The organism is Roseburia sp. 1XD42-34 (assembly GCF_009917385.1).
Classification (GTDB): domain Bacteria; phylum Bacillota; class Bacilli; order Bacillales; family Amphibacillaceae; genus Virgibacillus.
The window spans coordinates 1-15,602 of the sequence record NZ_QWLJ01000021.1; the positions used below are offsets into that span (position 1 = coordinate 1).

The window sequence follows — 15,602 nt, forward strand, 5'->3', positions numbered from 1 at the left end:
AAACTCCTATTATTCATAATTTTGGAACAAAATATCTTCGCTTGACTTTGAAATAAAAAGTTTATGCAACGCTAGTGTAATTTCCTATAGTGAACAAAGGCGAAGTGCGCCCGGTTAGCAACGTAGCGACTGAAGCGAATCAACTGAGATAAAGGAATCACGGTGAGGTACGAACCAATGATGACTTATCGTAGGGCGATTCGTGAAGTTGCCTAGTTGCTGGGCGCTGAAGCCGGACGTGGCTAAATAACTTAGTAAGTTTATCCACAGCTGCCAAATTTTATAATTTCCTATAGTGAACAAAGGCGAAGTGCGCCTGTTTAGCAACGTAGCGACTGAAGCGAATCAACGAAAGTTTTAGGAAGCATGCTCCTGCAACAGGAGTATGCCGACGCCTGAGCGGTAAGCCCGTTTTTAGTCGGCCTTCCTCTTAACCACGAACCGATGATGACTTATGGGAAGGCGCATTTCTAAAGTCGCCTAGTTGTTGGGCGCTTAAGCCGGACGTAGCTATTCCGTTATATCGGTATCCCAAAGCTAAATTTTATGCTTTCTTATCTTTGAACAAAGACTAATATATCAAGCATCCTTGAAAAAGAAGAACGCTTTTTGGCGTGCGATGTTTCGCTTTCGAAGTTTTTCTTGTTCAGTAATTCACGCCTCCTGATATAACATTTAGGCGACCCATTTAGGTGCCGCTGTCTTCCACTTAAACCTCTCTTTATCTTGCCAGGCTCCCCAAAGTGGCTGTCTTACACCTTACATTCAAGGAAAAAATGACATTCACTTAAACACCGCCGTTTAATACTTTCCATTCCGGTCAAATAAAGGTAAACTAACTCTATGATAGCTTAGAAAGTTGGGATAACTATGTCCTCAGAAAAAGTGAAAAGGCTCACATTGTTTGGTCTAACATGGCCTATTTTTATTGAAATCTTCCTACATATGTTAATGGGGAATGTGGATACATTAATGCTAAGCCAATATTCCGATAAAGCCGTCGCAGCTGTTGGTGTATCTAATCAAGTGTTGTCAGTAGTCATTGTGATGTTTGGCTTCGTAGCACAAGGGGCAGCTATCCTCATTGCGCAACATCTAGGTGCCAAAAATAATCAACAGGCAGGAGAAATTTCCGCCTTGTCTATTAGCTTAAACCTATTGTTTTCACTGTTTCTAAGCGTTGGTTTATTTTTTGGCGCAAAAACTATCCTGCAATTCATGGATCTTCCACAGGAAATTATGGGGGAAGCATCCAGCTATATGCAAATTGTAGGTGGACTTATCTTTATTCAAGCTTTAATTATGACGCTGGGTGCTATTTTGCGTAGCTATGGATATACAAAGGATACGATGAATGTCACCATCGGCATGAATATCCTGAATGTCATTGGGAATTATTTGGTTATTTTCGGTCCGTTTGGATTTCCGGTACTAGGGGTGGAAGGAGTAGCTTATTCAACTGCAATCAGCCGTTTTGTCGGAGTTATTGTCTTATTTTACTTATTTTGGAAACGAAACAGGGAAGAGATAAAAGTCGGATACTTTTTCCGTTATCAAAAACAATACGTCAAGCGATTATTGCAAATTGGTATTCCATCTGCCGGTGAACAAATTTCTTATAATGCCAGCCAGATGGTAATCACCTATTTTGTTGCACAACTTGGTACCATTGCAATTACTACGAAGGTATATGCGCAAAATATTATGATGTTTATCTTTCTATTTTCCATTGCTATTGGTCAAGGCACGCAAATCCTCGTTGGTCATTTAGTTGGTGCTGGAGACATGGAGGCAGCATACAAGCGAGTGATGAAAAGTCTCAAAATATCAATTGTCGTCTCATTAACGATGGCTACGATTGTTTACTTTTATTCCAAGCCTTTAGTAGGGATTTTCACAGATGATACGACCATTTTAGAAACTGGAGCATGGCTATTATTAATGACAATTGTGCTTGAACCTGGGCGAGCCTTTAATTTAATTATGATTAGCTCCTTACGTGCAGCAGGAGATGTGAAGTTTCCAGTTTATATTGGTGTTGCTGTCATGTGGGGCATTGGCGTTACTTTTGCTTGGTTCTTCGCTATTTACTTAAATCTTGGACTCATGGGGATTTGGATTTCCTTTATTGCTGATGAATGGTTGCGTGGTTTATTCATGCTCCGCCGTTGGAAACAACGTAATTGGGTATCCATGAGCTTTGTACAACCAGAAAAGAAGCAAGACTCAGTTTAGATGATTGATTTCTCGTTACGTTTATGCTAAAACTAACAAAGTACCTTATTTAGAAGGGCAAGGAAAATGAAGAGTATGTACAAAAAGTTGGTTATAAACAAGAGGCCGACCATCGTAACTTGGTGTTAATGTTTTTATATCTACTGCTATGATATTTTGTACTGTCTACCCTTTTGTATACAAACTAAAATTAGAAAGAAAGTGATAGCAATGGGTATTGTCGTAGTTGAAGTCTGTGACGGAAATGCAATCACTTCTATTGACATAGAGGAAATTTTAGAAAAAGAGTTCCCTGAAGTAGCTGTACTCACAAATGATTGCCTATCCTTTTGCGGACTGTGCAGAGTAAAGCCATATGCGCTCGTTAACAACCGACGCATTTTTGGAAACACACCAGAAGAATGCTTGGATAAAATAAGAGCTGCGATTAAAGAAGAGCTGGCTATGTATGAATAAACAGCCAGCCTTTTTACTTTTCACTTCACAAGGTTTTCAAAACATCCTTAAAGTGAACCTTCAAACAGCAGACTTCTACCCCTCATAATACGATCTATATATTCTTCTACGCTTCATACTCCCTCCACTATAAACGATAAGTTTCCGATAAGGAGCCAGTTATTGAGGCAGTTTGTCTAATTACCCTTTCCCAAAAAACAGTTTCGCTAGATTATGATACGCGAAATTTTGCAAGTTTCGCCTCCTAAGCCTTTAAATGTAGAATAACATCCATTTCTACAAGCGCATCTTTAGGTAGTTTACTAACTTCAATCGTCGATCTTGCTGGATATGGCTCTTGTAAATAACTACCATATATGTCATTCACAACGGAAAAATCATCCATTGACTTTAAATAGATTGAAAATTTAACCGCCTTCGTCAGATCTGTGCCTGCTTCTTCAAGAATGGCTTGAATATTTTTCAATACTTGCTTCGCTTGGTTTTCAATCCCTTCTGTCATTTCCCCTGTCGTCGGATCCATGCCTATTTGCCCCGACACATAAAGAAAATCACCTGCCGCAACAGCTTGTGAGTATGGCCCCAATGCAGCTGGTGCCTTATCTGTGTGAATTGCCTTATTCATTGCTATCTCCTCCTTCTTTTCATCATACCATGGAAAAAGCTACTCTTCTGTTATTTTTTCTCTATATGCCATAACAGATTTAACGTAGTATATATCGCCGTAACAAGCATCAAGCTCCTTTGCTCCATCCCGTAAGCAACGGTATTTTTCCTTGTCTGGATCGTTAGCATACATTTTTTGTGAGAATTGAATAGCAGCTTCCTGGGAAAAATTCTTTCCCTGTTCCCGAATAAAATCAACAAACCCCTTTCCAAAATTATAAGACTGAACAGCAGTTAGCAAGTCTCCATCCGCCGCTTCCAATGTTTTGGAAAAATAATAGACACCTTGTTTAATAGATAATTCCGGGTCCTTGATGCATCCTCGCTCGCCACAGTAGCTTTCTGAGGCTTGCATCGGATCGTCTCCACGTCCTCCAGATTCTTGCATCATCATGGCAAGGATGGTTTCTACATGTTTTTCAATCCCATACTGTTCAGCATATTTGGCTACAAGCGGGCGATAATTTAATACTTGTTCACTGATTAATGTTCCTGTCTGTGAATCAGGTTGATTCAACAAAGTACGGTGAAAAAACAACGAAATACCGATAAGTAATATAAATAATGCGATTCCAATTAACAATGTCCGTTTAACTGCTTTTGACAATCTTCTGCTGTCTTTCATCATTATCTAATCCTTTACTATCATAGCTATTAAAGTACCTATAATCCATCCGAATAATAGATGACCTAGGACCCAAAGTAAAAATGCTGCCTCATCATAAAGAGCAGGTGTACGAGTAGAAAAGCTTGTGGTTACATATAATATTGCACCTATTAAACTACTAATTAGCATATATGTGAATACGCTTTGTCTTTGGCCGATATGTTTCAAGCTATAATAGATACATGGTACAAGTATGATAGAAACGAGAATATGCAACATAAATTCACTCATTTCATTTAGTGACCAGCTGTTTAATACAGGAATGTAATCAACATTTAACAGTAATGTATAAACCTGTTTTGATGTCATTTGTTCAATAAGCTTTAGAAAGCTTCCAAGACAGAGACCAGAGATAACTCCAATGATCATTAATTGCAACAGCCTCATTATTTGATCTCCTTTATTGATGCGATCTAAGGTACTTCCATATTATATTCCTAAATTACAAACCATAATAAGAAACATTTCAAAATACGTTAGGGAAAAAATGAATATCTTCATTGTACAACTTATACTATTATTATTATCTACGACCATAGCTATACCCAATCCGAGATTCCTCTTGGCAAAAATGAGTTATCTACATTTTAAAACAAATTTAGGTTATGCGAAAGTAAGATTTCTTCATGGTATGTCTCAAGTTTCCCTCAACATAGCTATAACCTCTATATTTCCAGCACTCTATGTATGTACAATTTTATTATTTTTAATACAACAATTGTTTTAAAAAACATGGAAGAAGCGAAATGTATCTAGTGACCGCTGAGGAAAAACACTACGCTTTCCTTGGGCTGGCGCTCAGCCTACTCGAAAAAAGGCAGTTCTCTTTTTTCTGCGGGGCCATCCCACTGCGCTTTCCTACAGGACAAGGAAAGCTACGACAGTGAAACATCGCACGAAGAAAATGCGTTATTCATTTTCGAGGAGTCTCCACGTTCATCATCCGCTAGCTTAACAGTATCAACTATAACACTCCACAAACTTCCACTTAATGGGATAGAAAATCTTACAACTACAGGCACTATCGCATGATGAACTTTGTGACTATGTAGGTAAAGTGAACCTTCCATCAAGGGGGATTTCTTTCATCCCCCACTGATGGCTAGTAGAACAAGGTATGACCTAAAGGCCATTTACGAAATAAGGCATTTAGGTGACACTTAGACTTGCTGCAGTATGGATTTTTCCATTCTTATGGTGGGGGCTTACAGCACCTTATATACCGGTAAATGATGAATGATAAGTTTCAAACAAGGAAGACAACTACGTATTTTTTAAGAGATAAGAAAGTATAAAAATTTTGGCTTATGAGTACCGATATAACGGAATAGCCACGTCCGGCTTAAGCGCCCAGCAACTAGGCGACTTCACGAAAGCGCCCTACGATAAGTCATCATCGGTTCGTTACCTCTCCGTGATTCCTAAAACTTTAGTTGCTTCGCTCCAGTCGCCACGTTGCTAAACGGGCGCTCTGCGTCTTTGTTATCCTCTCTAAAGCGATGATAGCAATGATATAACCATTAAAAGCTTGCAATCATACCTCCGCAAAAATACTTTTTTGCAGCTTTGTCCTATTCTCTTTATTGTTTGTCTCCAATAACTTTGCAAAGTACGCGTTTAAAAAAATGCCGGATGGATCTAACTGTTCGCGGATGTTTAGAAATGCCTCCAGTTTAGGGTATACTCTGTGTAGTTGGGTTAGATTCATATTGTGCATTTTTCCCCAATGAGGTCTAGCCTCATATGCTTGCAGCAAAGCATCCATATCTTGAAAATATTTTTCATACGGCATCCCTTTATACATGTGAATAGCAATATAGGCGGAATCCCTCGCATAAGCTGTACTCAGCCATAAATCGTCTCCTTTCGCCATTCTAATTTCAATCGGAAAATGGACGTGATACCCTTCCCTTTCCATTTTCGTTCGAATAGCAATTAATGCTTCTGATAACTTTTCCAAAGGAATACTATACTCCATTTCACGAAAGCGAACATTACGAGCTGTAGCGAAAAGATCATAATTTTTCGCATGAATAACGGAGGAACCAATGGCTTTAGCAGACAAACGACTAATCCAACGAGTTGTACGCGGTATGAACCTTGCTGTTTCTGACAAGAGTTGATACGCGTAGTTCTCCACTACCAATGCCTTCAAACGATGCTTTCTAACTGAAAGGGGGACCTGTTCAGATAAATTCATTGTTTTGATTTGCACAATCTCGGAATATGGAAACATAAAACATTCAAAATGTCTATTCTCAGCTATTAATTGCTTCATATCTTGCAACAAATGAAGGAAATGTATTTTTCTGCTTTCAAAACGATACGTAGGGGCAGGAATAATCCGAATTGCCATTTCTACAACAATGCCTAATAACCCTAAAGAAATAGCTGCCGCTTGCAAAGGCACTTCGCTTTGTGCATTTACAGTTATCACGTCTCCATCAGCGTTTACCATTTTCAACTCTACTACTTGTGTAGCAAGATTACCGAATTGAATTCCCGTCCCATGGGTTCCGGTGAGCGTCGCCCCCGCCAAACTTTGAGTATTAATATCTCCTAAGTTTTCCTGAGAGAACCCTTGCTCGGCAAGCTGTTTTGAAAGATCATACAAACGTGTGCCAGCTAATACAACAGCTGTTTGCTGCTCTTCGTCAATGGAAATAATTCCTGTCAAATTGTCTAGAGAAATGAGGTAACCCGGACTTGCAGCGATCGGAGTAAACGAATGTCCAGCGCCAATTACACGTATTTGTTGGTTTTCCTTTTTGGCTTGCTTCACGATCTGGCATACTTCGGCAATCGATGTTGGATACACTACTTTATGCGGTTGAAAATATACTGTTTCTGCCCAATTTTTCCAAAATGTTTCTTTCATTAAAAGAAACACACCCCTTCTCCACGATAAGTTGGAAAGCAGTCCACCACTTTTCCTTGGGAAACACAGATGATTTCATTAAATCGTTCGCAAATTTCTCCGGCTTTTGCTGCTCGAAATACGACAACATCACCTATATCCATGGACCCACGAGGAATAAAAACAGGCGTCTGTACTTCACCAGCGCCCTCTACCGAAATTAATTTACTTCCCGCAGGATAAACCGGCACTGGTAATTTATCCTCGCCCGAGCTGCCTGAAGCAATATAGCCACCCCCTGAGCATGTATACACATTTTTTGCTGCTTTGCGGACGATAGGAAGTGTGAAAAACAATGCCGGTTTTGTTCCAATTGAATGTTTGTAATAATCAAACAGCTTAGGAGAATAAAATCCTGAGCCAACAGTTACCTCTGAAATCACCTCTTCCTTCACTGTTGTTGATACGCTTCCTGTTCCTCCACCATTTATCAGTTGCAACGGGAAACCATGAACCATTAAAGCTCGAACAAACGCATGGCGTCGTTTGCTGACAGCGGAAATGGATTGCTTCTTTAAAGCTTGCACCAGTTTATTAACTGCTATCCGGTTTGGCAACTCATCTTGGACACCAGCGATTTGCGCTTCATACCCCATCATTCCTATTAATCGTAATTGAGATTGTTTTTTAATATAGGCAGCTATACTTAATACATCACAAATTTTCCGCAATGGTGAACGGCGCACTCCGAAGTGAAATTGTCCGAACCTTGTACTCATATCAATATCTAAACATATATAAACAAGACCGTTGTCCTCCTTAGCTATCTGCTGGGTTAAATCTACTTGTTGTACGTTATCCACCATACAAACAATATGAGCTCCGTTTTTGTTTGCAAGAGCTATCTGCTTAAGCGCTTCTTTATCTATGGAAGGATAGGCAATTACTATGTCGTCAAATCCTTTTTCGTGCAAAAACAAAGCTTCTTGAGCGTTATAACACATTAACCCTTGAAATACGCTGTTCGAAGCTAAAATTCGCTTTAAGACAGGAATGGAGCGAATCGACTTCGTAGCAATCCGGATTGTTTTGCTGTTTGCCTTGGCAGCAATAATCTTACAATTATTGTCTAATTGATCTATATGAAGGACTAGTCGCGGTTGCGATTTTAATTCTGATCTGTTACTCATTTTGTTCCCTCCCTTTCGTAAAGAATAAAGGCGCGGGGCGCCCGTTTAGCAACGGAGCAACTGGAACGAAGCAACTAAAGTTTTAGGAATCATGATAAGGATACGAACCAATGATGACTTATCGTAGGACGATTCGTGAAGTTGCCTAGTTGCTGGGCTCATACGCCGGACGTGAGTCGTCGGTTATTTCGTTATCCCCAAGCCCCTCATTTTATAATTTCCTATACAGCGAAACAACTCTACCATCCATATCATGATGTTAGCGTCTATCGTCTGCTATTTAGTAATCCATAAAACATTGCAGCTTACGTGGAGTTTCAACACTTACTTTTCGCTTGTAGCCCTTCATAACGGCAAAAGATAGTATCCATACATTCGATAACTCAAGCATAGGCTGCATAAGGCTTACACGGTTAAGACCCTCTCCTAACCACTTGCCGTTTTTTCCATTTCCTTACCAGATGCTTTTGAACGCTTCATGTACAACTGGATAGCTAACATAAGAATAAAGGCGGCTAATCCATATAAATCCGTATTTCCTTCTGGATAAATTAATAACAGCCCGATTGCTATTGTTAAAAGGCGAACGGTCCAGTGAAGCTTTACATACCAAAAGCCAATTAATCCTGCACCAATCGCGATCATACCTGTAATTGCTGTAAATAAAATCCACCCGACACCTACAATTGTTGTATCAATCATTAATAATTCTGGCTGTAACACAAACATATAAGGAATAATAAAAGCAGCAATTGCCAGCTTCGCAGCATTTGCCCCGGTGCGAATTGGTTCACCACCCGAGATGCCAGTGGCTGCAAAAGCAGCGAGTGCGACTGGTGGAGTGATATCAGCTACAATACCGAAATAAAACACAAACATATGCCCTGCCAGCAGTGGAATAGCTACATCTAAATGATCATTTAAGGCTAAAATAGCTGGTAAAGCTATTGTTGATGTAATAATATAATTCGCTGTCGTAGGCGAGCCCATGCCTAAAACAATCGACGTAATCATCGTAAAAAATAGCGTCAACAATAACTGCATATCGGCGGAAGTAGCTATAGTACCTGCTATATCTACCAAACTGCCTCCTAACTTTACTCCTAGCCCCGTTTTCGTGACGACACCAACAATAATTCCAGCGCAAGCAGTGGCCGCAGCCACGCCTAATGCTGTACGGGCTCCTGACGTTAGTGCGATAATAAATTTCCTCGGCGTTATACGCGTTTCCTTCATAAATAAACTAACTAATATAGTAATACCTATTCCATAAAGCGCCGTTCGTTCAATGCTAAACCCCTCAAATAACAGCCAAACAATCGCTATAATCGGCAGGAGCAAGTAAATTTTTTTAAGCACTTCTTTCTTAGGTGGGATTTGATCCTTTGGCAGGCCGTACAAACCAATTCGTTTTGCTTCTAAATGTGTCATGATCCAAATACCAGAAAAATATAAAATAGCTGGGATTAGTGCAGCTTTAGCAATTTCCCAATACCCTACACCAGCAAACTCAATCATTAAAAAAGCAGCCGCCCCCATAATTGGTGGCATAATCTGTCCACCTGTTGACGAGGCTGCTTCTACAGCACCCGCAAAATTCGGTTTATATCCTAATCGTTTCATCATTGGAATGGTATAGGAACCAGTCGTTACTGTATTGGCAACGGAGCTTCCAGATATTGTCCCATTTAATGCACTAGAAAATATCGCTACCTTCGCAGGCCCCCCAGTCCGTCTGCCGGCAATGGAGATGGCTAAATCGTTAAAATAATTCCCGACTCCCGTTTGTACTAAAAATGCACCAAATAACAAAAAGAGGAAAATATAAGTGGAGGAAACTTGTAACGGTGTTCCTAAAATCCCCTCTGTCGTAAAAAACATCGTATCGATAAGCTGTTCTACACTTAATCCTTGATGGGCTATCAAGCTAGGCATTTGCCTACCAAATAAAGCATAAATTAAAAACAAACCTGCTATAACTGTAATCGGCAAGCCTACCGCTCTTCGCGCAGCCTCCATTACGAGTAATATAGCCATTCCTCCAATAATCATTTGCACTTCTGTAATACCGCCAATTTGCTGCACAAGTGTTTCATAGTATAGCGACCAATAGCTACAAACAATAATAGATAATATAACAAGCACATAATCGTACCAGGCAACCCGGAACTTGTTTCCGCTCCTTCTTGCTGGAAACAAAAGGAAAATCAAGGAAAGTGCAAACCCTAAGTGAACAGTCCGCTGAATATAAGCCGTTTTTTGTCCAAATGCACCTGTATATAATTGAAAGATTGAAAATGCCAGCAGGCCAATGAATACGATCCCAGCAGCCATTCCTGCAAGCTTCCTCGTATTTGATTCTGTATCGTATTTTTGTAACAATTCTTCTTGTTCTTGTTCTGTTAACTGATCTTTTTCCTCACTCATGTATTTCCACTCCTTTCAGGTATTGCCATAGCGTTATGTCTTCCACTTTTAACGAAAACCAAGCACCTGGTTCTACATAATCGTTTAAATAGACACAATAGTCTGCGCCATCTCCCCAAACGAGTCTATTTTCAGAAACAACTTTTCCATTGCGAAGTTTAATTTGATCAAACGTTTGATTTATGTTTTTAATATGATATTTTCCATCTTTGTAAATAAATTGTTCTTCACCTTGCGCATTAGAAGGCATACCGATAGCAAATTCCTCAAAGCTGATTTCCGTTTGGCGGATCGTTTTCTTATCCGTTATTTCATATTTTTCTACTACATCTGTTAAATGAATGGAATGGGTAAATATAAGCTGAAACGGATCCCCTTCTTTGATAGGAAGGAACATTTCTATTTGATTTGTATTTTCCTTATAAAAAATAAGCGCTGTTCGAAAGGGAACAAGTAAAGTAATTAACAGCGTAATACTAGCGAGGAAAATAAGCATAAAAGCCCATTGTTTTCTAGTTAAAGCTTTCATATCGACTTCACCTTTTATTTTAGGTAATGAATTTTAAATGCTATGAAATGCCCCTCCTACTTTTACAGAACAATAGAAGAGCCGGCAGCAAAATTCTGCAAACTAATTTTACAGCCGGCCATGATCACTAATTCATTACTCAGAAGCTGAAATACCTTCTTCATCAAAATATTTTTTAGCTCCTGGGTGTAAATCAACTCCAATCCCATCAAGAGCAGTGTCTTTCGTTATAAACTGACCTTTATCATGGGCGATTTTATCTGAATTTTCATAAATAGCTTTCGTAATATCGTAGACAACATCTTCGGAAAGACTGTCGGTCACAGCTAGCATCGCAAGTACGGCCACTGTCTGAACATCCTCTTCAAGCTTATATGTCCCTGCAGGAACTGTATCACTTGCATAATAAGGATATTTTTCTACTAAGGCATCAATCTTCTCTTGAGCAATCGGAACAATATTAACATCCACTTGAGCTTGTAATCCTTCCACAGCACCTGTTGGGGTACCTGCTGTAATAAATGCGGCATCAATATTACCGTCTTGGATACCGCCGGTCGACTCCCCAAAGTCAAGATTTTGTGCTTCAATGTCGTCCATTGTCATACCATGGATTTCCAAAATTTGCTCCGCATTCACATACGTTCCTGACCCGGGTGCTCCAACTGAAACAGCTTTTCCAGCTAAATCTTCCACGGAAGTAATCCCTGAATCTTTTGTTGTAACAATTTGAATGGTTTCTGGATAAAGGGATCCAATTGCTTGCACATTTTCCACGGGCTCTCCTTCAAATGAATTTATTCCTTCAATTGCATTAGAAATAACATCTGTCTGAACAAAGGCTAATTGTGCGTCTCCATCTCTCAAAGCAGCTACATTATCCGCAGAGGCATTGGATGATTGCGGGTCTGTCTGAATACCTGTTTCATCTTTAATAATTGTGGCCATTTCTCCACCTAACGGATAATATGTACCACTTGTTCCTCCAGTCAACAAACTTAAAAATTCAGGTTTTTCCGCCTTCCCCTTATCTCCTTCATCTGCACCATCAGCTTCTTTGTCTCCTCCGCATGCTGACAGTAAAAACACAAAGAGAAATAAAAGAACTATGAGCCACCACTGATTTGCTCGTTTCATGCAAACTCCCCCTTATAAACCTTTTTATAAACTATATTTTAACTTTTTAATTACTTTATTGTCAAACTATTAGTAATAGAACTAATTGAATCAATATTTCATTATGTATTCGGTTACTTTATCATAAAATAAAAGCTAGACACCTTAAGGAGGTACATCTTCTGTTATTTTACTGTAGCAGTGATCACGCTTTAGATTCGGGTTGACGTGGAATTATCGTATAAAGATGGATGTTGTCTACTCACATAGAAAGAGTGCTTCCAGAATGGAACAAATTAATAGAGATAAAGGAAATATGCCACTAAAACAGGGGTGTGCCGACGTCTCTCCGGCAAGCCCATTTTTAGTCCGCCTTCTTTTTAAGGGCGAACTGGATGAGACCTTATCTTAGGGGCATTTATAAAGTCGCATCGTTGCTGGGCTCACGAGCCGGACGTTCCTACTCGGTTATTTCGTTATTCACAAGCATCTCATTGTATAGGCGCCTATACAATTAAAAAATCCGCAGCACCTAAACGCTACGGGAAATTTAATTGCTACTTTCATATGAAGGAAAAGCTTCATTCCAATGCTTCTGTTAGATTAATTTATGAATGATTCTATAATACCCTTTACTGTTGCTTCTGTTCTGATTTGACTAACACCTTGTCCAGCCCATAAGGATTGATAAGCAGAATTACCTTGCTCCTTGGCCGATTTTCTTATATCCTTCGTGCATTCATTTTGAATCGGAAATGGCAAAGCAGTCACTTGTTTTTGCTCCATTTCGCTAATGAATGTATTGACAATTCCTCTTGCCGGTCTGCCTGAGAAAAATGTTGTAATCGCTGTATCTTCTGCTTTTGCATTAAGAATAGCTTCCTTATAAGAAGGCGCTGTTCCGGCCTCTTTAGCAACGAGGAACCGTGTTCCAATTTGCACAGCTTCCGCTCCCATCTTTAGTAGCCCTTCCATTTGCTCTTTACAAACAATCCCACCTGTCGCGACAACAGGAATATTTACCTGTTCCATAATAGCACAAAGCAATGATACTAACCCAATATTACACCCATCTGGATATTGATCGATATAAAATGTACCTCGATGCCCACCAGCTTCACTCCCTTGTGCTACGACAATATCGTATCCTGACTCTTCAAGCTGTTTTGCTTCCTCCACATTCGTTGCCATTCCAATTAAGGTCACATGATTATTTTTCAGTTCCTCAATATGTTCATTTGCTAATATACCAAAAGCAGTGCTTATAATAGGAACCTTTTCCTTTAACAAAACTTCTAGATTCTCTTGCATATAATCATACACTTGTACTTGCCTACGTCCTAGCTCCACCCCTAAACGTTCTCGAAAGGTATTTAATTCTGATTGCATGGGCTCTAAATCGTCTAAACTCGCTTGCAAATTCGTCGCAAACAGATTAACTGCAAATGGTTGATCCGTTAATTGTTTTACTTCTTGGACCACTTTTTGTAATGCTTCTGGGGTCATATAGCCTGCCCCTATTGTTCCTAAAGCCCCTTGATTTGCAACTGCTGCGACAAGTTCTGGTGTCGTAATCCCACCAGCCATCCCTGCCTGAATAATTGGTAGCTTCACTTTAGTTAATGTTAGAAAACGATTCATTCTATCTTCCTCCCATCCACACCCTTTTTACAAGCATACTATACAGGTAAACTTCTGTCATCAATGCACTGCACCATGAACTAGTTAGTTGAACCAATCGGGTCTTTACGGGCAATCTTCGCACATTTTTTGCAAATCTACATGAAGACTACAGTCCGTTTTGGCGGGATACAGGGAAACCTCTTGTCAGGAGAAGCTCTTTAGCATTCATGCCGACTTTTACGATAATAATCTTGACAATTATTAGAAAATTCAATATCATATGGCTATTAACTATTTAATTGTAAAAACACATCCGCCTGTATAATTCGAGGAAGTCTTGTTGCAACCTGTTTTCATACAATAGTCAAAACAGATTCATCTTCGCTTTGGCGGGTGCAACATTATTATTACTCAAACAGGAGCGATACGAATGAAAATGAAAGTAGCCATATTTTGCCCAAGTGCTATGCTAAGTCGAGTAAAGAAAATAGCTATAGATAAAGAGCTTGAATTTAAGTTTTTTCCGTACATGCAAACAAAAGAGTTGTTTTATCAAGTAGAAAAAGCATATGTATGTGATATTTATCTATTTGCAGAACAAATTCCATACTTATTGGTGAAAAATAAAGCTATCAAAAAAACGACTCCTTGCATCTATATTTCTTTGAATGAGTATATGCTATTAACAACATTAAGTCTTTTGAAACAGGAAAGGGAGCAAAACTGGAACCGTATTTCTATGGATGTGTGCGATGAAAAACCTGTATACAATGTTTTATCAGAATTAGATTTGCAAGATAATGATATCTATTTGCTTCAAACTAACGAATGGATGTTGCATGACTTCACTTCTATTGTTGAACATCACCAACGCCTATGGAAACAAGGAAAGATAGATTATGTTCTTACATCCATCGAAGAAGTAAAAGAGAAACTGAAGCAAAAGAAAATTCCAGCCAGAAAGATACATACTCCCTCATTAAATATTAAATTAGCCATTGAAGAGGCAAGACAAGTAGCTAAACTGCGGCAATATCAACTAAATACAACACAAATCGTAATTGGATATATTCAGCTAAAATCGATCGAAGCGAACGTGCAATCTTTCGACAGCAATGTGCAATTACGGCATATCGTTGATGAATTCGCTCACCAAAACAATGCATGTGTAGTAACAAATAAACATAATCGGGTCATGCTTTTTGGAACAAATAGCATGTTAGATCACATCAAACGACATTACCGTGATTTTCCATTACTCCATGTCATCGAACGTCGTTCACAACTCCCTGTGGCTATTGGTTTTGGGCTTGGGCTTAATGCAAAAAGAGCAAAAGAAAATGCCAAGAAAGCGTTAAAGATTTGCTTGGATTCGAATGAAAGCAAATGTTATCTGGTAAATGAAAATCAGGATACGATTGGTCCTATTGGCATAACCAAAACCTTTGATACTTCGAAATTGTATCAGGCTTTAATTCATAAAGCCCGGTTAAATAACGAAATATCCTATAATTTCATTCAATTCGTTACATTGCGTAATAATGAACCATTCTCGTCGCATGATTTTGCCTTACATTATAAAGTAACCAAGCGCAGTGCCGAACGAACCATTAATAAACTTTTAGCAGGTAAAGTTATTAAAGTAACAGGGGAAGAAAAACCATATATAAGGGGGCGGCCAAGAAAGCTTTTTAGCTTGAATTTGTAAAAATGAAAGAAGCCTTAATAATATACAGGCTTCTTTCATTTTTTTCAGAAAATAAGAAAGTATAAAAATGTTGGCTTATGAGTACCGATATAACGGGATAGACACGTCTAGCTTATGCGCCTTTGTTC

Annotated in this window: 12 protein-coding genes; 3 read left to right on the forward strand and 9 right to left on the reverse strand. The window is 39.1% G+C overall.

From position 1 onward, the window contains the following. Nucleotides 1–870 precede the first annotated feature (870 nt). Together D1839_RS12215 and D1839_RS12220 are read left to right on the forward strand one after the other, a co-directional pair. Nucleotides 871–2,235, forward strand: coding sequence for an MATE family efflux transporter (locus D1839_RS12215; RefSeq protein ID WP_120380241.1), 1,365 nt, complete (start codon nt 871–873; stop codon nt 2,233–2,235). 210 nt (nt 2,236–2,445) lie between these two features. Further along, on the forward strand, nt 2,446–2,691 hold the full coding sequence (locus D1839_RS12220) for a DUF1450 domain-containing protein (RefSeq protein ID WP_050350878.1): 246 nt from the start codon (nt 2,446–2,448) through the stop codon (nt 2,689–2,691). Nucleotides 2,692–2,935: 244 nt separating this feature from the next. Here D1839_RS12220 and D1839_RS12225 read toward each other — a convergent pair whose 3' ends face one another. The 9 genes from D1839_RS12225 to D1839_RS12265 form a co-directional block, all read right to left on the reverse strand. Next, nucleotides 2,936–3,316 carry a RidA family protein gene (locus D1839_RS12225; RefSeq protein WP_120380242.1) on the reverse strand — a complete coding sequence of 127 codons (381 nt, stop codon included), beginning with the start codon at nt 3,314–3,316 and terminating at the stop codon, nt 2,936–2,938. A gap of 39 nt (nt 3,317–3,355) precedes the next feature. Next, a complete protein-coding gene (locus D1839_RS12230) occupies nt 3,356–3,982 on the reverse strand; it encodes a lysozyme family protein (protein WP_120380243.1) in 627 nt (208 codons plus the stop codon). A 6-nt stretch (nt 3,983–3,988) separates the two neighbouring features. Continuing rightward, entirely contained in the window at nt 3,989–4,411 is a 423-nt protein-coding gene (locus tag D1839_RS12235; RefSeq protein ID WP_120380244.1) for a hypothetical protein, read from the reverse strand. A gap of 1,147 nt (nt 4,412–5,558) precedes the next feature. Next, complete coding sequence (locus D1839_RS12240; RefSeq protein WP_120380288.1) at nt 5,559–6,902, reverse strand: D-arabinono-1,4-lactone oxidase; 1,344 nt, start codon at nt 6,900–6,902, stop codon at nt 5,559–5,561. Then, nucleotides 6,902–8,071, reverse strand: coding sequence for an alanine racemase (locus D1839_RS12245; protein WP_120380245.1), 1,170 nt, complete (start codon nt 8,069–8,071; stop codon nt 6,902–6,904). The genes D1839_RS12240 and D1839_RS12245 overlap by 1 nt, the downstream gene beginning before the upstream one ends. 426 nt (nt 8,072–8,497) lie before the next feature. After that, on the reverse strand, nt 8,498–10,498 hold the full coding sequence (locus tag D1839_RS12250; protein WP_120380246.1) for a TRAP transporter permease: 2,001 nt from the start codon (nt 10,496–10,498) through the stop codon (nt 8,498–8,500). Further along, nucleotides 10,491–11,027, reverse strand: a complete 537-nt coding sequence (locus D1839_RS12255) for a DUF1850 domain-containing protein (RefSeq protein WP_120380247.1) — start codon at nt 11,025–11,027, stop codon at nt 10,491–10,493. Before D1839_RS12255 ends, D1839_RS12250 begins: the two co-directional genes overlap by 8 nt. A 135-nt stretch (nt 11,028–11,162) precedes the next feature. Further along, nucleotides 11,163–12,164: a TAXI family TRAP transporter solute-binding subunit gene (locus tag D1839_RS12260; protein WP_120380248.1), complete on the reverse strand. Its 1,002-nt coding sequence runs from the start codon at nt 12,162–12,164 to the stop codon at nt 11,163–11,165. A gap of 582 nt (nt 12,165–12,746) precedes the next feature. Further along, a complete protein-coding gene (locus D1839_RS12265) occupies nt 12,747–13,784 on the reverse strand; it encodes an NAD(P)H-dependent flavin oxidoreductase (protein ID WP_120380249.1) in 1,038 nt (345 codons plus the stop codon). A gap of 412 nt (nt 13,785–14,196) precedes the next feature. Between D1839_RS12265 and D1839_RS12270 the strand changes: the two genes are divergently transcribed. Further along, complete coding sequence (locus D1839_RS12270; RefSeq protein WP_120380250.1) at nt 14,197–15,474, forward strand: hypothetical protein; 1,278 nt, start codon at nt 14,197–14,199, stop codon at nt 15,472–15,474. The last annotated feature ends 128 nt before the right edge of the window (nt 15,475–15,602 follow it).

Coding starts and splice junctions, on each gene's coding strand:
- D1839_RS12260 (WP_120380248.1), bottom strand. CDS start 12,164: ATGAAACGAGCAAATCAGTGGTGGCTCATAGTTCTTTTATTTCTCTTT.
- D1839_RS12225 (WP_120380242.1), bottom strand. CDS start 3,316: ATGAATAAGGCAATTCACACAGATAAGGCACCAGCTGCATTGGGGCCA.
- D1839_RS12270 (WP_120380250.1), top strand. CDS start 14,197: ATGAAAATGAAAGTAGCCATATTTTGCCCAAGTGCTATGCTAAGTCGA.
- D1839_RS12230 (WP_120380243.1), bottom strand. CDS start 3,982: ATGAAAGACAGCAGAAGATTGTCAAAAGCAGTTAAACGGACATTGTTA.
- D1839_RS12255 (WP_120380247.1), bottom strand. CDS start 11,027: ATGAAAGCTTTAACTAGAAAACAATGGGCTTTTATGCTTATTTTCCTC.
- D1839_RS12265 (WP_120380249.1), bottom strand. CDS start 13,784: ATGAATCGTTTTCTAACATTAACTAAAGTGAAGCTACCAATTATTCAG.
- D1839_RS12240 (WP_120380288.1), bottom strand. CDS start 6,902: ATGAAAGAAACATTTTGGAAAAATTGGGCAGAAACAGTATATTTTCAA.
- D1839_RS12215 (WP_120380241.1), top strand. CDS start 871: ATGTCCTCAGAAAAAGTGAAAAGGCTCACATTGTTTGGTCTAACATGG.
- D1839_RS12235 (WP_120380244.1), bottom strand. CDS start 4,411: ATGAGGCTGTTGCAATTAATGATCATTGGAGTTATCTCTGGTCTCTGT.
- D1839_RS12250 (WP_120380246.1), bottom strand. CDS start 10,498: ATGAGTGAGGAAAAAGATCAGTTAACAGAACAAGAACAAGAAGAATTG.
- D1839_RS12220 (WP_050350878.1), top strand. CDS start 2,446: ATGGGTATTGTCGTAGTTGAAGTCTGTGACGGAAATGCAATCACTTCT.
- D1839_RS12245 (WP_120380245.1), bottom strand. CDS start 8,071: ATGAGTAACAGATCAGAATTAAAATCGCAACCGCGACTAGTCCTTCAT.